Source organism: uncultured Gimesia sp., assembly GCF_937910335.1.
Taxonomy (GTDB): domain Bacteria; phylum Planctomycetota; class Planctomycetia; order Planctomycetales; family Planctomycetaceae; genus Gimesia.
This window is the reverse complement of the sequence record NZ_CALEMX010000232.1, coordinates 1-20,099: the sequence shown is the minus strand read 5'-3', so window position 1 is coordinate 20,099 and position 20,099 is coordinate 1. Positions and strand designations below refer to the sequence as shown.

The following is a 20,099-nucleotide window of genomic DNA, read 5'->3' as shown; positions in this document are numbered from 1 at the left end:
TATATTCGTCCTGGTCGATTACGAGCAAAGACTGGAATCGGTCCGGAGATGCCGGCTTGATAATAGTCACCGGGCTGGCCAGGTCGTACACGCCGAACGAGTACAACGTGTCCCGGTTGCCACGGATCGTCGTCTGGTTCTTGACCGAGTACACCTCGCGAAAATTTAAAAGCTTGCCGACACCACCAGCCTTAGCAGCGTAGCCTTTGAACTGCATATCAGTCTCGGCACGAACGTAGTTCAGAATGTTGACCGTCTCACCACCATGAACGGCAGTCGATATGAGGCAGAGAAAGAGGGCAGTTACAAATCGAGTAAAGGCCATGACGCACTCCTTAGAAAATAGATTCAAGCCCGCGAATTAATAGAACAAAACCAGTCTAACATGTCGGTGAAATGCAGAGTAGTCTCGGCGTACCAGAATCCCGACCGTTCGACAACCTTAACAATTTTTTAACCCAAGGCGCGCAAATCACTTGCAGGGAGACTACGACGATTTTGAGACACACCGACCGTATTTCGCCACTGCAGAAACGTTCGCTTGCGATTTTAAAATTGACGTTGTAGCATGAGAATCGCTCGAAAATATTCCCTGTGTCGCGTTATTGGAATGCTTACACATCCATAAACGTAAGAACACGTTGTAAGTTTTCGAGCTTTTTCTTTTGTCACAATTCCGAGAGCAAGATCTTCGCCTGGTTCAGGCTTACCCCTTCTCTTTCCAACTACTGTTGAATATCACTATGCACAATATTGCAAAGCCAGACACTCGACTGTTCTTTCCCCGCCAGAGACTTTTTCGACTCGCAAGTTTATTCTTAGCGTGTACCGTCCTCTGTTTTCCTGACTTCGATGTGTGGGCGCAGGAGAACGCGGCAGAAACGCCGGGAAATGCAAAAACTCCCGCTAATGGGGCACTCGCCGATCCCGGGCAGGCTGCACAGATCGATCAGCCGATCCCGCTGGATCAAGTGTCGAATCGCGCTGAAACCATCGGTGCGGAACTGGATATACTCCTGCCTCGCAAAAATTCCCGAAAGGTTCTCGAGCAGGTTAGTTCTGAAACGGATCGCACGCTTAAAGAAATCAAGTCGTATCTAGCGAAGACACCGAATACGCTCGCCGGCCAGCCGAATATCCGCGTCCTGCAAAGATTTGAGTCCAAATTAAACGAAATGCTGAAGGACTTGCGGTCCCTCGCAGAGGAACTGGAAGATCAGCTCGAAGATTTGAGTGAGTCACTCGCTCAGGTTGACAGGATTTCAGCAGTCTGGAAGGCGACGGACGAACTCGCAAAAACTCAAGAGGGTGCTGAAGCAACAACGATTACACGCATCGGGGCTGTGCGTGCTGCGATTGCGCAGGCAAGATCAACCATCGTCAAGCGGCGCAACGATGTATTGGCATTACGAGACAAACTCGTGAATCCGAGCGTCGCTCTCAGTGAAGGTGCCGAGAAGTTGCAAAGTGAAGTTGATACCAGGGTTGAGGGAATTTTCCAGGCCGACCACCCGCCATTGTGGAGCCCACTCGTGCGAGAATCGATCCGCAAGGAGTGGCAGACCCTGGGACCACAGCAGTTGTTGCAGCGTTTTAATGAGAACCGGCAAGACACGCGGACACTTGGGTTCCAGGTTATCTTGTTTGTGGCGCTCGGGCTGGGTCTGCGATGGCTCCGCAACCGCACCAGAGCGAGGATCGTCAATGTCCAACACCAACGACAAGCCCATGCCCAGTTGGTATTTGAGCACCCCTGGGCAATGTCTGTCTTAATAACGGCTACTCTGACGATCCCACTCCACCCGACATCCCCGCGTACCGCAGGCCTCATAGCCGCCGCAATAATGGCGATAGCGACAATACGAATTGTTCTGCGTTTCATGCCCTCCGCCATGGCCCCATTAGTCTGGGGATTCGCGATCCTGTTTACAATCGATCGGGGGCGCGACCTGCTGGACACAACGCCCACTCTTGAACGCCTCGTTTTCATGGGCGAGCTGGTCGGTGGACTCAGCTTGCTGATTTGGTTACTGCGCCCCAGCCAGATCGCAAAGCTGCCAGAAAACTGGCGGAGTTATCCCTTTGTCAAATTTATTCATTTTGCGATGCGCGTCGGCGCTGTCCTCGTGATGTTAGCGATCCTGGCTGATCTAGCCGGCTGGAGCGACCTTGCAGTCCTGCTGGGAGGCATCGCTTTGCGGAGTGGCTATCTAGGCCTGCTGATCTTCGTATTGCTCAAAGTATTCTACGGCCTGGCGACTTTTGCGATTGTACTCCGACCTCTCCGTTTAATTCGCGCGATCTCAAATCATCGTGAGTTCGTGGACCAATTACTTCAACGGATATTAAGCGTGCTGGCAGTATGCCTGTGGGCCTCACTTGTATGCGGGCAACTCGGTCTGCTCGCACCTGCGACAGATCTCGTTAAGCTGATACTCAACGCCAGTATTACCACTGGCGCGCTCTCAGTGTCTATTGCCGATGTGCTGGTATTTATCTTCACAATCTGGCTCTCCTTCGTACTCGCACGTTTTGTACAAGTGATCCTGCAGGAAGACGTCTTCACCCGAGTGCGTATGGCTCGAGGTTTGCCGAATGCAATCTCGAACCTCGCACGATACACTCTGATCTTCATAGGCTTTATGTTCGGCTTGTCGGCGGCTGGTATCGAGATCACGAAGCTGGCTGTAATTGCCGGTGGGCTAGGTGTGGGTATCGGATTCGGCCTGCAAAATGTCGTCAACAATTTCGTGTCAGGTTTGATCCTGTTGTTTGAGCGGCCCATCGACGTCGGGGATACGATCGATTTGACTGACACTTCGGGAATCATGAAACGCATCGGTATTCGCGCCAGTGTAATCCGCACGTTTGACGGAGCCGAAGTCATTGTACCAAATGGGATGCTCATTTCTGACAGAGTCATCAACTGGACGCTCTCGGACAGGCGACGACGCATTGTCATGGACGTGGGTGTCGAATACGGAACACCTGCCCAACGCGTGATCGATTTACTGGTCGAAGTAGCGAAGGCCAATCCGAAGATACTGTCTGATCCCGAGCCACATGCCTTCTTCGTAAACTTTGGCGACAGCTCTCTCGACTTCAAACTCCGGGCATGGATTAACGTTCACGACGGTAGTTTTTCAAATTCACACCTCGCGATGCGCAGCGAGCTTGCGATTGCCATCCAGCAGGCCCTTGAAGAAGCGAAGATTGGCGTACCCTTCCCACAACGTGATCTGCATCTGATCAGCACTCCACCCAATCTAGCTGCTGAACTGGATACGACTAAGCCGCAGTCAGATAGTAGAAACGAAAAGTAATATCGATCGGCGCATCTTAATCCACAGCGAGTACAGCGAAAAAAAAAGCATCGCTACCGTTATTATAGAAGCCAATCTCAAGCCCTCGGCTGACAGTTTGTAAGTCTTTACCTGATAGAAGAATTTCATCGAAATAGTATTATTTCTATCGGCACAAAATAGACGTTGTACTGATTTCAAAGTTTTGATAAATTACGAATCTCTCTCTCCAAAATTCCTATCTATTAATCATAAATTGCCTACCTGAATTGCCGTCGAATCCTCGACTGTTTCTGATCCTCGTATACATCATGATCCCCCTGAATCCCTTTGATTGCTAAAACATTCGAAACGAAATTCCATTCTGTCTAGCCTCGTAGAACAGATGTGATTTCGCTATGAAAGTTTAAATAAATTGTTTCTACTTCTCTCTCCAAAATCCCTTTCGACAAATCGCATACTACCGTCTATTTGCGGCCTGTTTCTGGTCCTCATATTCATTATGTTCCCCATGAACGGATGGGCGCAGGAAGATCTGTTTCCAGATCCGAAGCTGCCCGCTGCGCGCGTACGAATTAGTGATGCACAGGATTCGGTTGATCCGTTCAATGCCGATTCTGTTGACAAGAATCCAAGCTTACAAACGTTTTCAACAGATCAGGAAGCCAGTCTTGATTTACCACCACCAATGACACAAACTTCCGTGGCCACAATGCAACCACTGCCCGCACTTTCGGTGCTTCAAAGTGGTGGTGCGGAACAATTTGCAGGCCCATTTTCAAACAATTCAAATTATAATGTTGGCTTGAATTTATACGCTGCACCCGAATTCAAAGGGGGCTTGATTGTCCTTGGGGACAACGTTGCCATGAAGATCGGTGGTTATGTGAAAGCAGATTTCATTCATGACTTTAACCCGATCAATTCTACAGATTCTTTCGTAACGACCAGCATCCCCGTAGGTGCACCTCCTCGTACGAAGACGCGCTTTCATGCCAAACAATCCAGACTGAGTTTTGACACACGCTGGCTGTCGGATGGTAATGTTGTCAAAGTTTATATCGAAGGCGATTTTTTCGATGATGGCAATGGTGGCAATAATGATAATCATTTTCGACTCAGACAGGCCTATGGAGAAGTGGGTCCACTCATCGTAGGCCAGACCTGGACCACTTTCACCGATGTCGCAGCCGCCCCTGCAACACTCGACTTTGAAGGCTCTGTTTCCGCTGTGAATCGACGTCAGGCACAGGCGCGCTGGACACAGAAAATCTTTCGCGATGACTTAAGCCTGGCACTCGCTGTTGAAGATACAAAATTTATTATCGAGCCACCCTTTGGGGTTACGGGAACTGCCCGCAGTCCTTCACCCGATTTCGTGGGACACTTACGCCTGGAACGCGAAAGAGGTAGTTTTCAGGTGGCCAGCCTGTATCGTATCGGTGGTTTCCAGCCAACCGGGAAAGCTGTGATCACTAAATCTGGGTGGGGAAACAACTTTACGGGAGTCTATTACCTTTCCGACTCCACAAAAGCATACTCACAAATTGTGTTCGGTGAAGGAATTGGCAGTTACCGTGGTTTGCCTGACTCAGCCCCCAACAGCACAGATGGTAACAGAGTGCTACCGATGTTTGGCTGGATGGTCGGTTTGACACATAACTGGAACGATTTACTCAGTTCAAACTTTACCTATGCCGAAAACAGTTTAGACACGACTCCGTTTCAAAACCCGGATGATGTCAAGAAAACAACATATCTAGCGGCAAACTTAATCTACAGCCCCTTAAAACGCGTCAAGGTAGGTGTCGAATATCTCTATGGTATTCGAGAAAATGTCAGCGGCGCATCAGGAGCTGCCCACCGCATCCAGGCCTCATTCATTTTCGATTTACCCTAAACAGATTTTGTAAAATCGTTTCATCTTAATGTGACCTTTACACGATTTGTTTCACCAGTAACAAATTGACGCTCAAATCATTTGAATAAGCCACTCCAGTTCACGTTGTTGTTATCTCGCGTTTTACGAGATGGTTTTGTGCAACAAGTTCTTCTTTTCCAGACAAATAACGCACCAGGTAAATCACTACGGGTTCGAGACCGGCTAGCGAAATTATTTTGGCATCCTTTCTTTTCGTTGGGTCGTCGTCAGTCTCCAAACATCTTCATTGGGATCAAACTCGACCCCTTCTATTTGGCCACCATTCATTCAACCCTCAGCTTCACGTTTTTGAAATGCGCGGGGGATCCATGCAAGATGGGCATTGATGTCATCGCCAAACCCTGCATTCATTAGCAAGTCACGGAAGTCTTGGTCGCACAATTCAATTGCGCTTTTGAGATGCTGAAGAGAACCGCTGCAAGTTGAAGCCGGATCGGGTCTTGGCCCGTATCACTCGGCAGGTCATCAAGGATGGACAATGCAGACTCATGCTCTTCGGTGTCAAACAGAATCGAGATACATTGTCGGAGTCTATCCATGTCGTATGAACCCAAGCAAGAAAACTATTAATAGACAAAATTCACTCTAACATGTCGATGAAGTGCAGAATAGTCTCGGCGTACCAGAATCCTGACCGTTCGATAACCATAACTATTTCTTAACCCAAGGCGCGCAAATCACTTCCAGTCGCTGACACCTTTGATTCATCCAACACAAAGCGGCCTCTCTCAGGGAGCCAGCTTTTATTTTTCATGGCCCCAAAACAAAAAACCTCGGGTGGTTCCGAATACAATTCGGAATTGCCACAGGCAACAGGAAACTGTCAGGGCACGCGTCCCAAAAACTAACAGAAAACCAATCACCCTTGTTCCACCACGCAGTTCAACCGATGCTGTAGAATCAGTACGGTTTCCCTGTAACTTCCTACTCGCTATGCACAGCCCGAATTACATTCAAGCCACACCATTTGTCGCTGACACCTTCTCCGTATACCGCCATGTGTTAGCCATTAGCCGAAGGGCATTAGCCCCGGTTCTTATACCGAGATGGCATAAACCGCGGCTAACGCAGTGCGGCTGAGCACCAAATAGAGACCTGGTCCATTATTAAATTCTCCCGAGCCACTCTCATTACAACTAGAATCTGATCGACCCAGGTCAGTCGTCCAAATCCTGCCCAACATCTGCTTCGTGCATTTCCAGTTGACCCATTTTGCGATACAGGCTGGAACGATGTAATATGGTGATAGAAAGTTTCTATCAATCAAATCAGATTCCGCAAAAAAGTCTGGATTCTAGGAGCAGGTACAGAGTTCGCAAAATGGGTCGTTTTAAGGGTGTGTCGGAACACGTATGAGTTGATAGGATTACAAAAGCGACCGAGATGGGAGAATCAGACGACGGGGAAGTGTCGGATGATTCTGCAAAAATGGGTTAGCGGAGTTTTTTGACCCTACGCCATTGAAAGGATCATGCTGAAGTGATCCTCCATCTTAGAGGATCATCGGCTGCTTTAGACTGTCGCTCGAATTGACTGCCGTCGCCCCCTCGCAGCGTGCGAACAGAATCTCTCGGACTAAGACGTCGCGGTTGGCCGCTTACAGCAGCTCCGATTCGTTCGCTCTGATCGCTGTTCGACTAGCGCTTGTCAGCTTGCCCAACGAGTTGGTCTACGACACGATTTAGTTCTCCTATATCCGTGAAATCTCTAAAACGGATGATTCCACGACGGTCAATCACATATACTGACGGAAATTTCCCGACTCCCCAACTCGTCGCGATAGGGCCGCGTGCTCCATCCCACCAACATCGCCAAGTGATCTCGTCATTCTCAACAGACATCTTCAAGGTTTCTAAGGTCCTATCTGCGCTCACACTTAATAGGGCGAATGGCTTTCCATCCATCCGCTCCACAAGTGCTCGTAAATCAGGGTACATGGCCTTGCACGGGACGCACCAGTCGGCGGTAAACGTCAGCACAACAACCTTGCCACGATAGTCGCTGATTGAAAACTCCCTTCCACGGACATCTACCCCCACGATCGCTGGCGCCGGCTCCTCCAAAGCAACATGGAATGAGTTGAGAAAGAAACGAGCCTGTTCTTCGAGGGGCTCGGTATCTGATCGCTTAACCCTCGCACAGAAGACACCGGCGGGCCCCTCAGGCCTGAACGTAAACGCCACATCACCGTACTCGTCGATCACACGCTGGAAGAGCTGCCTTGACTCGTCTCTCAACTTAACAGGATCCACACCTTCCGCCGCGCGACCGACTGCGACTTTCAGACGTTCTCCAGCGTCGCGCATCTCCTTTCCCTGAAATTCAGTCCCTCTTTGTCTTAGAGCAATAGCTGCTTCGGGAAGCCGTGCCTTCCTCCTGAGATAGTAAGCCAGGTAAAAAGATGCTGCACCCCGGACATCGCGATGGGGACTCTTTGATATAGCAGATCGCAAGAGAGTTTCCGCTCTCGTTGACAATATATCACCCTTCAGATAGTCAAAGAGCATCAAAAGGTTTGGGTGCTCAAGGTGGCGAGCCAGGACGATATCAATCCCACGCTCCTTTGCCTTGACCACTTGTGCTCCTAAATCACCGGTAACTCTTGCTGCGAGAAAGACGCGACGCAGGGCGCTCAGCGAAACGGAGTGATCCGCGTGTTTCTCAGCCAACTGCACAAATCGAAACGCCAGAGCATTTCGGGGATGACTGCGGAACGCCGCAACCTCGTTGGCGGCATTCGGTTTTACTGTTTTCTCCCACGCCGCAAGCCGTCGCTCGAATTCCATTCCTAATGCCAAGAGATCCCGGTCCGAAATCTTGCGGAATCTTTCTGCTGCTCCGTCGTCGTCCGGCGCTCGCTTGCCGAGCGCCTCGAACTGAAAGTCCAGGTGTTCGATACTGTTCTGCACCGTACCAATCGTGAGCACTGGCGTGATGAATTCGTATTTCGAAGCGACCTTTCCACGCCGCATCGCGTTTGTCAGATCACCGTTCGACAATTGTCGAGGCGGAATGACTAGAAAAGCGTTTGACAATCCGCGGGGAAGCCCCGTAAACCGATAGCGGCCCGTTTCATCGGTCCTCACTTGACGCATGAAATTAGCGGCGCTCTTTGGCCCCGTTACCTCGACCGCGGCGTGTAACATCACATCAGCACCCACCGCAGGCTTTCCATCAGACATGACGATGGTACCGGAAATCCTTACTTCAGGAGCACATCGCAGTGTCAGTCCGGGCGTGACAGACTTGCCATCGAAATCCAATACCTCAGGAACCAGTGGCGGAGGTGCTGTGTTTGTGTAGAGCGGGTTCTCCAACTCCTGGCTCACGGCGATTCTTTCAGCCAATCCGACTTCAAACCGTCCGCGAATTGGTGGAATCTCGAAACGGCCATTCGAGTCTGTCTTGGCGGCAAATCGAATAGAGAAACCAGCGCCAGGCAAATCGCCACGATCGATACTTTCAAAACTGACGAGACAACTTGCTACGGGTTGACCGGCACGGCTAAGCACGCGACCCTTTATTCGCGTTGCCGGCTCAAGTGTAATGTCATCTAATATGCTATCGTTAGGTCCGATTGAGACCCGTCGCGGCAATGTATTGGCAGAACAGATCAGTAGCTCGCCGGTGGCATCATTCGGGAGGGTTAGCTTGAATCGACCGGCCTCGTCGGCAGTCCGCATCCGAGCCGACCACGGTTTTCCTGTTGCCGGGTAGCTCACACAACGGATGACTGCATCAGCTACAGGTTTCGAGTCAACGCCGAGGCAGCGCCCCGATACGAGCCGGCCAACATTGAGCTGCGCCTCAGGAATTTCGATTTCGGACTTGGCGCGGACGAATGGCCTATAAAAGAATTGTCTGAAATCAACGTAGCCGTCAGAAACAATGTCGATCTCAATCGCATATTGTTCCTGTTTGCCCGAAATCAGACTGCATTCAAACTGGTACTTCCCGGCCAGGTCTGATTTGAGGCGCCAACTCTTTATAGGTTTGTCGAACCGGTTTCCATTTCTTATTAATCTCACTTGGATATCCGCGTCTTTCACTGCGGTTGTTCGATGCACCACACGGCCGCGAACGAGGAACAAATCGTAATTCTTTGGGGCGTCCCCGGGAGCCACGCGTGAGAGTGCTTCTCCGTCATCCGTCGTAGCCTGCGAATTCAACTTTTCACTCTCAATCGTTACTTCGTTATTCACCTCTGGTTTTGAATCATCAGCCTGTGCCCAGTTTCGAAGTGCGACGGGGGTGATTGCCAGCGAGATAAACAGTAATGTCATCAAAATCACACCGCTGCGGGTGAGTCGTAGTGGAGTCTGTTTTTGGGAATTTAATAAGCGTTGAATGCGATGATCCAGTTGTGAGGGGTTGTCTCCCGATGCAGCGAGAGCGGTGCTGTCTGGTTGTTTTTCAGTGATGCAGACCTCCGCCATTCGTAACAATGCCCCTGCATAATCAATCGGTCGGTAACCAGATGTCACGACCAGATCATCACAGCAGGATTCTCGTTCTGCACTCATCTGACGGCTGATGTACCAGACGACCGGATGAAAGAAGAGGGCTGATTCTATCAGACGTTGCAGTAAATTCATGAGTAAATCGTTACGCCGAATGTGAGCCAGCTCGTGACTGAGGATCGCTGCGAATTGTTCAGAATCAAGCCCGGTCACCAGTGATGCAGGGAGTAAAATCATCGGCTTCAATACACCAATGACTGTTGGAACATCAATCCGTTCACAGTACGAAACCAGTGGGACAAAGCGAAGGCCGACTTTGCGTGATTGATTCTTGATCATCTCTAGTATTTTTGAATCAGTCACCTTTCTCGAAGCAATCCGCAAGCGATGACCACCCCACAGCGCAGCACCCAACCGCAGCACAAAGAAACAGGCTCCTAATAAATAAACAATCATAATCAACGGTGCAACCCGTGAAAGAAACGGTTGTTTGGCGGTTTTTTCTGTTGGTTGGATGGGTATTGGAGCAACACTGGTATGAGATACCGATTGTTCGACTGGTTGTGTTGCTGGTGTTAAATCACTTTGCTCAATGTGATGGATGTTCGATGGCGCATGAACCTCTGCAACAAGTGGTATCGAAAAGCTTTCTTCGATCTTCGGAAGAAACGTGACCATTGCAAAGGTGATAGCTATACAGATCGGTAAACCAAGAAATACACTTGTGTGGAAAAGATACCGCGCAGATGCTGACCGATTGCGCAATAACTTATCAGCAAAGAAGACCACAATCCCAATTGCTGCACCTTGCCAGAGAAAATGAAGTAACGTGATCAACCATCGTAAACAGATTTCATCAATAAACGCATCAGTCATGATTTTTGCTCCCTTAACTTCTTGTTAAAAAGTTTTCGCAATCGTTTGACATCATCTTCATCTAACGTTGAGACATCAAACAGACTCAGCATCACCGCTTCAGCAGAACCATCAAAAACACGATTAACCAAATCGCCAAGCATCTGCCGAGAGACATCTTCCTGCGGCAACAACGGAGCAAACCGGAACGCCTTCCCTTGTAATGGTTCGAGCTTTTCCAGTTGCTCCTTACCAACCATCGTCCCCAGCGTGGTAATGACAGAGGTATGTGCCAGATCGCGCCCGGTCGCCGCAAGGGCATCACGCACTTCACGCACCGTTAATGCAGAACTACCTTCCCACAGAATCTTCAAAATCTGTAATTCAAGCTCCGTCGGATACACCGACATAGGTCTCGTCATAGCAGTCTCCCTTTATTTCTAGTTAGGTAGATATTAGGCCTGTGGGAGAGGCATGTCAATGGAAATATCTATTTAAATAGAAATAGAATGTTGGTTCATTAAATAAAGTTAAAACAGTCAACTTTGTTGTTTTGTATCTGAGTTGCACAGCGCCAAGAAATATTGGGAAAACGCATGAAACACACCGCGCGAAAGCTGCCATTGTAGACGCTGGTCTTGGCGCCACGGAAAGGCCCCGGTGACCTCGACATACGGGATGTTTTCTTCATTTAGGGGAAATGCCCCCTCCAGCCCAGGCCCAGCCCGTAATCAGAGTGCTACATCGCGGGAGCGCTACATGCACCCGGTGAACGCGACGTGTGTGTAATAAAGCCGCAGAAAACGTTAGATTTTCGAGGAGCTTGATCCAATCCTAAGTTTTATATGAAATCAAGACTAATTGATCGGATAAACTCATCCCGAAAATCATAATTCACTTAACTCAATGAGCCAGAGTTTTAAGACAACTGAAACTGAGTCTGAGAAAAACACGAATGACCAGTTAATAACCGTTACATAGTCATTTTTGAAACGATGCCGATAGTCTGCTGTCTGTTTAAGTGCTTGATCATTCTCATTCGTATGAGTTCTCTAAAATTTCCCGCTCGCGACGCTCAGCCCGAATTAAATTCAAGCCACACCATTTGTCGCTGACACCTTCTCCGTATACCGCCTTGTGTTCGCCATTAGCCGAAGGGCATTAGCCCCGGTTCTTCTACCGAGATAGCATAAACCACGCCGAACACTTTTGGACCTGGTCCATTATTAAATTCTCCCAAGCCAATCTCATTACAACTAGAATCTGATCACGCATATCACTCGTCCGACTTCACTCTGCGGGCTTCCCATGATGTATGAAGCAGTAGTGTCAGAAAAATCTCCCGCATATCAATTCTACTGCGAAACTAATGGATCCAGAAACTCATAGAGCTTCAGTGTCGCCGGGTCATCGGGCTTACCAAGGTCGTTATTCAGGCGCCTGTGGTTGCTGTCACTTTTGCCATACACGGTTGTGGGAATTTCTGACGCCTTCAGCACACTTTCCAATCTTTGCGCCTGAGCTCTTGTATCTGGATTACCCGGAAAATACAGAATGAGGAAAGGCGGTATCCCTTTGCCTTTTTTCACATGAGTCACGGCTGAATAATCAACATGCTTTTCCGGGTCGTCTCCAAATTTTTGCCGATGACCAAAGGTAAACATCTTGCCGCCGTAGAGAGTCTGGCGGAACTCCGCTGTCATGATGATCTTGGGGATGTCGTAAGTATCTCCGTCAACCGGAATACAACCTTTGAGCACATCGAACGGCACCCCTTCATTCTTTAAATAGCGGTCGTCAGTACAAATTAATGCCGCCAACTGAGCGCCGGCGGAATGTCCCCCCACAAAAATTCGTTTGGGATCGCCGCCATATTTGGCAATGTTTTTGTGTACCCAAGCGAGCGACTTGGCAACATCGCCAGTCAACGCATCCATTTTCACTTCGGGAAGAAGTCGATAATTTGTCGACACAAAAACAAAACCACGATCGGTCAGTACTTTGGGTTTCAGCGCCACATCACTCTTGTCCCCAACTTGCCATCCGCCACCGTGTATCCAGAACACGACCGGCAGGCTATTCCCGGCAGGCTTTTCCGGCGTGTAAATATCAAGCACATGACGAGCGTGACCATTCTCCACGTAAGGAATGTCTGACGTCAGTTTCTGGGCAATCGCAGCGTTGCTGAAGGTAAGAAGCGGGAATACGAGAGCGAGAATGAGTCTGAAGTTCATGCGGGAAATTCCTGTTCATTGCAATCTTACGGAATGGATTAACGAATGCGCCTACAACGCTATTGATTTCACTCTACACCAGTGGCATTACGGATGCAAGAAAATGCTGTTGTGGGTCCAACTTCTCATCGGTGCAACTGGTTTCGCTCATCCGTTGTGAGCGTGCGGCCCTTATAATTCGTTTCATAACAACTTGCCTGATAGACTTGTGTTTTACACAATTGTACCATGCTCAGACAGGTGCAGCATGAACGTCCCTTGCTTGTGTCGATCCATTATCCTTTTAAATACGATAAAGAACCGTGATAAAAACCATCCAGCTACCATTGAAATCGGCACAGCGTTTGATGGTGGCCAGCCAGAAGCTGACAGGGCCCGCTTTTAAACCCGTTCAAATTATTGAGCATCTGGGATACGTTCAAATTGATACCATCTCCGTCGTGGAACGTGCGCATCACCATGTTTTCTGGAGTCGAAATCATAAATATAATCCAGCAGACCTGACCAAACTCGTTGAGTCACGAGACGTGTTTGAATACTGGAGCCATGCCGCCTCTTACCTGCCTATGAAAGACTACCGGTATTCTTTACCACCGAAGAAAGAATTTCAGAAACGCGAGAATTCCTGGTTTCCCAAAGACCTGAAAATGATGAAACAGGTTTTAACGAGGATACGCAAAGAAGGTCCACTTCGGTCAAAAGACTTTGAGATGACGAAGCAGGGAAAATCGGGGTGGTGGGATTGGAAACCAGCGAAAAAAGCATTAGAGAGACTTTTTCTTGAAGGCAAATTGGAAATTACCCGACGTGACGGATTCCAAAAAGTATACGATCTCCCGGAGAATGTGATTCCCAGTTCTGTTGATACCACATTACCAAGCGAAACTGACTATGCGCGATACCTGATTCAAAGAACGTTGCAGCATCATGGACTAGCCACCGCCAGCGAAATTGCCTACATGCGCAAAGCGCGAACGAAGACAACCGTTTTGACGACTCTCAACGAAATGGTGGCTGCGGACGAGATATCCAAAGTCTCCGTAGCAGGGGTTGAGCAGCCTTACTTTGCCCTCAAACAATCTTTAGAGAACATTCCCAGGGTCGGCTCAAAAATTCACATTTTATCCCCTTTTGACAATTTGATCATCCAAAGAAAAAAGCTGATCACCTTTTTTGATTTTGATTATAAAATTGAATGCTACGTACCGGCACCAAAGAGAAAGTATGGATACTTTACTCTGCCTGTCCTCCAGGGCAGCCGCTTTGTTGCCCGCATCGATTGCAAAGCAGATCGAATCAATCAACGGCTGATCGTTCAATCCATGCACTACGAAAAAAACGTGGATCAGCGTTTATTACAGAAAAAAATGGAATCAAAACTGTTGTCATTCGCCAAATTCAACGGCTGCAACACGCTGGAATTCAACACCAACTAAGACAGGAAGCATCCAAAAAGAAACCTGGTCGATTATTACTTTCCATGGATTGGGGACATCTGGTGGGATTTGTTTTGCGTGGGAACGAGGTAGGAGTTTTTTTGGATGGAGGAAAACCGCGGCTAACGCCGTGCGGCTGATTTTGTTTGATGGAATTGGCCCGTCGTCCCGAATCATTTTCCCAACATCTTTTCGTGAAGATGATTACCAGTCAGTGTTCCTGTTCCATCACCCGATCAACCGTCGTGTATTCGCCATTAGCCGCAGGGCATTAACCCCGGTTAAGCAACAAAATTGAGACTTGATCCATTATTACTTTTTTGAAATTGTAGTGCCCATGCAGTTCGTGATCGTCTACAATCGTATTCATGAGCAGGTCAAACTTCACTGAACTCCCAAAACAAACACTCTGGTATCAGGCAACATGAAATATTCAACTAAATATGTATTTATTCTTTTCGCTGTTTACCTGACAATTAACCTTGGTGATCTACATGGTCAGACATCTCCTCAGTCAGATTGGCAAACAGAATCGAAACCACGCCTGCAGGCGATTTACCAGCGTGGTGAGTTTCGGGCAAAGAGATTGCAAGCAAACTGGCTTAAGGACAGTTCAGGATACACAGTACGTGAACGTGACCCTGAATCGAACAAGATGGTTCTGGCAAAGTACAATGTACGCACAGGCCAGCGTATTGCATTGAAGTCATCGGATCCAAAACCAAATCGGAGTGGTTTTGATTCGCCAGACGGAAAACGCCGACTGGAATATCGTGGGCGAAACCTTTTCGTCCGTGACCTGGAAAGTGAGCAAAGAACGCAACTGACCAAGCACTCATCAGATCGTAACATCTCTTATCGCGACCCCAAATGGAGTCCTGACGGGAAACGAGTCTTGTTCATTGAGTCGGATTCAACCAACGTAAGAATGAGGAATGTTCTTGTTCCTGATGACCCGTCTTACCCATCTGTTCGGCAAAACCGTTTTGCGAGAACCGGGGAAGTGATTTCAGCTCTTCGAGTCGGTGTTGTTGACACGAAAGGAGGTCAGCCGCAGTGGTTGTCGATTGAGGCCCCGGAAGAGGGCTACTACCTGGGACAAGTCGACTGGGCAGGAAACTCAGATGAAATACTGGTTGAGAAGCTGAGCCGATTCCGTGACAAACGCGAGGTCTTTCTCGTTTCAATGGATGGCGAGATTCAGCGTATCTATGAAGAAACCAATGATGCGTGGGCTGTGGGAAGTCACAGGATCAACAAGGGGTTGAATTGGGTTCAAGGTGGCAAAGCATTTATCATAGTCAGCGAGAAAGATGGATGGCGGCACGCGTTTCTCTATTCTCGAGAAGGAGAAAAGCTAGCGGTGCTGACTCCGGGTGAATACGACATTATTGATAAGGCGGTCGTGGATGAACAAGGTGGTTGGTACTACTTCTATGCCTCCCCAGAGAATGGAACTCAAAAGTATTTGTATCGGGTTCCGCTAGATGGATCGGGTTCTCTTGAACGGGTCACACCCGAGGATCAACCGGGCACCCATACCTATAACTTCTCGCCAGATGCCAAATGGGCATTTCATACTTACTCCCGATTGGATACGCCGCCGATCATTGAGCTTGTCGAACTGCCAAAGCATCAGATGATCCGTGTTTTGGAGAACAACAAAGAACTTCGAAAAAAGGCAAAGAAGTTGATATCACGTCCCACTGAGTTTTTGAAACTCGACATTGGTAACGATGTTTCCATGGACGCGTGGTTGATCAAACCCAAAGATTTCGATAAATCGAAGAAATACCCCGTCTTCGTTTACGTTTACGGCGAGCCTTATTCGCAGACGGTCTTAGATCGTTGGGGCGCAGCTCAGATAGATTTTCATCGAGTCATCGCAGACCTCGGTTATTTGGTTGTATCCATCGATAACCGCGGCACGCCATCTCCTAAGGGGGCTGCCTGGAGACGATCTGTTTTTGGCAGCCTTGGACCTCTCTCAACTGAAGACCAGGCGGCCGGTCTCAAACAGTTAGGACGAATGCGATCTTATGTCGATCTTTCGCGTGTTGCAATTTGGGGCTGGAGTGGCGGTGGCTCGAATACTCTTAATGCCATGTTTCGAAAACCTGATGTGTATCATGTCGGAATCGCTGTAGTGCCCAAGCCCCAGCCTCATCTGTACAATGCTTGGTTTCAAGAAATTTACATGCGAACCCGAAAAGTAAACGCTGAGGGTTACGAACGATCGGCCCCCATCAACTTCGCCGAAGGGCTGAATGGCAAACTTTTAATAATCACGGGATCTGGTGAGACAAATACTCATATCCAGATCATCGAAGGCTTGGTTGACAAGTTGATCAAACTTGGTAAACCGTTCGACTACATGGTGTACCCAAATCGAAATCATGGTCTTCGTGAGGGACCGGGATCAGAACTCCACGTCAGAATGTTGATCACCAGATATCTCCTTGAGCATCTTCCACCTGGACCACGTTCCGGAATCTCAACAGAATAAATGATCAGCGAACTCCCGTTAAGTCTACCACGTGGTATAAATATTCTGCTCGACGATGATTAGACGGTAATCAAGCAACAAAAAGAGACCTGGTCCATTATTGCTTTGTGAAGAGCTTTGGAAGTGGGTCACACATGGTCATAATTGATGGATTAGACAGCGCAGGAAAAGTAATAATTCGTGATCCATGGAGGCCAGGTACAAAATACACGATGGATTGGGAGGATTTTATCCAACATTGGATGGGTGACACTATTTGGTGGGGAGGTCCATAATGATAACAATACTAGAGCTACAAAAATTGAATGATTCTACTTATGAATGCAGTGCTATTCTGAATGGTCAAAGAATTCTGTTTTCAATTATAGTCAAGCGACCAACGCCAATGCTGAGGTCATTGGAGTTTGTTGGCCTTTCTGACGACGTTGAATTCAATTTAACAAATACCGATGAATATAGAGCGTTCCTGAAGTTTTTTTGGAGATATGTAGATGGTGAAACCATTAATCTGCCATTTGAAGTAGAGTCAGACTGGTAATTAACTGCAGTGAGCGGACCTTTATATGCACGTATGATGCCATCGGTCAGGTACTTAGTCTGGTCTGGCCGTCCGGTCAGCGGGTGACCTGGGTCTACGATGCCATCGGTCAGCGTGCCACACGTGCGCTATCTATCGGCACAACCACGTATACTTACAACGCCCGTGGTAACCTCACGACCTTAATGAATGAGCAGTCCGAACGCACGACCTTTACTTACGATGCCGCCGGTCGGGAAATTCGCAAACAACTGGCAAACGGCACCCGTGCCAGCATGGCCTACGATGCCGCGGGTCAGGAAACCCACATCACACACTTTACTTCGGGTAACACCCCCTTCTCCTCCTTTGTTGATACGTACAACGCCGCCGGCAATCGAACTCAGCGTATCAATCTGGACGGCGACGTCACGACCTGGACCTACGATTCCACCTCACAGGTTCTCTCCGAACGTTATACCGATTCCATCGACACCACGATTACAACCTTCGCTTATGACGCCGTCGGCAATCGGCTCGTGAAAGATGACGATTCCAGTATTACGACCAGCGTCTACGACGCTGCCAATCGACTAGAGACCGCCGAAGAAACGGCGGGAACGTCGACTTACACGTATGACAAAAACGGCAATCAACGTTCGATCGAAGATCCGGCGAGCGACATCACGACTTACAGCTGGACCTACGAAAACCAGATGGCAGAGATCGAAAGTCCGAACGGGGACTTAGTGACTTTCACCTACGCTCCCGTCAATAGAAAGAGTGATGAACTTCGACTCTCAAAAGAAGCGGTATTGGAGTTTACCTCCTACCTCTGGGATGATCAAAACATTGCCCTCGAACTGGATGATGTGGGCACCGTCGAAGCCGAATACACGGTCGTGCCGCAGGCGTACGGTAATCTGATCAGCCAGACACGTTCTACGGACAGCAGCTTCTATCACTTTGATCCACTGGGTAGTACCCGAGAACTGACCGATGAAACAGAGACGGTCACCGACGACTACCGCTATAGCGTGTTCGGTGAAGTCAAAAGTAATACAGGCACCACTGTGAACCCCTACCAATGGGTGGGAAAAGAGGGTTATTACCATGACGCCGAAAGCGGCCTGTACAGCCTCCGCAATCGCTTTTATGGCGCCGATGAAGGTCGCTTTAAATCCGAAGACCCGCTTGGCTTTGATGCCGGTGATGAAAACCTCTATCGATATGTTGCCAATAATCCGTCTAATGCGATAGATCCAAGCGGCAATATAAAAGTTATTGGTGCGATAAAACCATCCAAGCGTAGACCAAACAGAAGAGTCTATATCTACAAGCGACAAGAAGGAGACGATGAAGTAAAATATCCCTATCTATGTTTTACAATGAACCAAGCAGCTCTAAAGCCAATTGATACAATGCTCAATTATCCCTGCGGAAATATAGCTCGCCCTGAAGATGACCCACAAGGTCCTAAATTTCAAGATGGGATCAAAGGTCTACAGAATGGACTAAAATTACTAACAGATCTATGTAAGAATAAGAAATATAGTAGCGATCAAAACATATGCACAGAGGCTCAATGTATTTCTGAAGCAAAAGAGTTAGTATTTCGGCTCACGACAGCATGGTACGTAAATTATGGTAATGGAAAGGCTAAAGGACCGAGTGCTCATGCTGATCCAGTTGCTGGATATTATTGTTGGGACTGGGAAAATATTTTCCGTCAAGCCACAATCAAAATGAAGCCAGAATGTTTTACATTCAAGAAAGGGGTTGCTTTTGATCCTGACCCAACCAGCCGTACTATTCACGTTTACTTGGAGATAAAAATTTACAAAAGAACAGTAGACAATGAGTGTACTGTTGCGTTTGACGATGGGTATTTTGGTGCTGATAAGAAAACTGCAACCTATTTTCCTGATTTTTTAGATGACTGGACTCCATCTACTAAACCAGAGAAAGTTATATTTGATGAACCATTACAAGGATTTAAGGATACATGCCATAAAAAAACGAAGAAATGAGTTGCTTCGAATTTGCTTACAAGTAGTCTTTCCGTGTCTTATAATGGATATTAAATCAGTCGGCTAAATTAACCTCTTTCATGCATAAACTAAGATTGCGTATCGGAAATGAGCGAAAAAAAAAAACGCTTCAAGTCTAAATAAAACATCCCTATTCAGATGGTTATGGTGTGGGTTGGGATTATTAAGTGTGGTTTTATTAGCCGTGTCAATTCTCTCTTGGCAGAATTATCGCACAATTATGAAGTTACGAGATCTACACGCTATTTTTCAAACTGAGCGAGGGCAACTATTGAACTCGCTTCCTGTCAAATGGGAAGACTGGTTAGCAGGTCAGTTGGGAGAAGACTTTTTGTGCGCGTTTGAAAATGTTACGGACCTCGATCTGATTGGGAATACAGTGAGCGATCTCGATGTCGCTCAAATACGAGGGCTGTCAAAACTTCAGAGTCTGTCTCTCTGCTATACACAAGTAACAGATACCGGAATGGGCCACTTGGAAGGGTTATCAGAACTTGGTTCCCTGGATCTCAGTGGGACAGAAATAACAGACAAGGGACTAGCTCACCTTGAGAGGTTACGAGAGCTTCAATGGTTGGATCTATCAGAGTCAAAGATAACAGACGCTGGATTAATCTGTCTAGAAGGATTACCAAAACTACAAGAGCTGAATCTTTCATGTACAAAAATATCTGACGCTGGTTTGATTCACCTAAAGGGAATGGCAAACCTACACGATCTGAATCTTAGTTTTACACAAGTAGCAGATGCTAACCTTGTTCACCTGAAGGGAATGAAAAACCTCCATGATTTGGAA

Annotated in this window: 10 protein-coding genes; 6 read left to right on the top strand and 4 right to left on the bottom strand. The window is 48.0% G+C overall.

Going from position 1 to position 20,099, the window contains the following annotated elements; genetic code table 11:
- Window positions 1–325: DUF1254 domain-containing protein (locus tag Q0668_RS09150; RefSeq protein ID WP_298863218.1), on the bottom strand; the 325-nt coding region annotated here is incomplete at its 3' end.
- Between the two features lie 418 nt (window positions 326–743).
- Here Q0668_RS09150 and Q0668_RS09145 point away from each other — a divergent pair.
- On the top strand, window positions 744–3,323 hold the full coding sequence (locus Q0668_RS09145) for a mechanosensitive ion channel domain-containing protein (RefSeq protein ID WP_298863215.1): 2,580 nt from the start codon (window positions 744–746) through the stop codon (window positions 3,321–3,323).
- 490 nt (window positions 3,324–3,813) lie between these two features.
- Window positions 3,814–5,202, top strand: a complete 1,389-nt coding sequence (locus Q0668_RS09140) for a DcaP family trimeric outer membrane transporter (protein WP_298863212.1) — start codon at window positions 3,814–3,816, stop codon at window positions 5,200–5,202.
- Between the two features lie 1,679 nt (window positions 5,203–6,881).
- Here Q0668_RS09140 and Q0668_RS09135 read toward each other — a convergent pair.
- The 3 genes from Q0668_RS09135 to Q0668_RS09125 form a co-directional block, all read right to left on the bottom strand.
- Window positions 6,882–10,580, bottom strand: a complete 3,699-nt coding sequence (locus tag Q0668_RS09135) for a M56 family metallopeptidase (protein WP_298863209.1) — start codon at window positions 10,578–10,580, stop codon at window positions 6,882–6,884.
- On the bottom strand, window positions 10,577–10,981 hold the full coding sequence (locus Q0668_RS09130; protein ID WP_298863207.1) for a BlaI/MecI/CopY family transcriptional regulator: 405 nt from the start codon (window positions 10,979–10,981) through the stop codon (window positions 10,577–10,579). The genes Q0668_RS09135 and Q0668_RS09130 overlap by 4 nt, the downstream gene beginning before the upstream one ends.
- 933 nt (window positions 10,982–11,914) lie before the next feature.
- Window positions 11,915–12,793: an alpha/beta hydrolase gene (locus tag Q0668_RS09125; protein ID WP_298863204.1), complete on the bottom strand. Its 879-nt coding sequence runs from the start codon at window positions 12,791–12,793 to the stop codon at window positions 11,915–11,917.
- A 302-nt stretch (window positions 12,794–13,095) separates the two neighbouring features.
- On the opposite strand from Q0668_RS09125, the gene Q0668_RS09120 reads away from it, so the two are divergent.
- From Q0668_RS09120 to Q0668_RS09105, 4 genes are all read left to right on the top strand, one after another.
- Entirely contained in the window at window positions 13,096–14,229 is a 1,134-nt protein-coding gene (locus Q0668_RS09120) for a crosslink repair DNA glycosylase YcaQ family protein (protein WP_298863201.1), read from the top strand.
- Window positions 14,230–14,653: 424 nt separating this feature from the next.
- Window positions 14,654–16,735, top strand: a complete 2,082-nt coding sequence (locus tag Q0668_RS09115) for a DPP IV N-terminal domain-containing protein (RefSeq protein ID WP_298863198.1) — start codon at window positions 14,654–14,656, stop codon at window positions 16,733–16,735.
- A 531-nt stretch (window positions 16,736–17,266) separates the two neighbouring features.
- The gene (locus Q0668_RS09110) at window positions 17,267–19,282 is read left to right on the top strand and encodes an RHS repeat-associated core domain-containing protein (protein ID WP_366918884.1); all 2,016 of its coding nucleotides are present in this window, start codon (window positions 17,267–17,269) and stop codon (window positions 19,280–19,282) included.
- 190 nt (window positions 19,283–19,472) lie between these two features.
- Window positions 19,473–20,099: leucine-rich repeat domain-containing protein (locus Q0668_RS09105; RefSeq protein ID WP_366918883.1), on the top strand; the 627-nt coding region annotated here is incomplete at its 3' end.

Coding starts and splice junctions, on each gene's coding strand:
- Q0668_RS09145 (WP_298863215.1), top strand. CDS start 744: ATGCACAATATTGCAAAGCCAGACACTCGACTGTTCTTTCCCCGCCAG.
- Q0668_RS09140 (WP_298863212.1), top strand. CDS start 3,814: ATGAACGGATGGGCGCAGGAAGATCTGTTTCCAGATCCGAAGCTGCCC.
- Q0668_RS09135 (WP_298863209.1), bottom strand. CDS start 10,580: ATGACTGATGCGTTTATTGATGAAATCTGTTTACGATGGTTGATCACG.
- Q0668_RS09130 (WP_298863207.1), bottom strand. CDS start 10,981: ATGACGAGACCTATGTCGGTGTATCCGACGGAGCTTGAATTACAGATT.
- Q0668_RS09125 (WP_298863204.1), bottom strand. CDS start 12,793: ATGAACTTCAGACTCATTCTCGCTCTCGTATTCCCGCTTCTTACCTTC.
- Q0668_RS09115 (WP_298863198.1), top strand. CDS start 14,654: ATGAAATATTCAACTAAATATGTATTTATTCTTTTCGCTGTTTACCTG.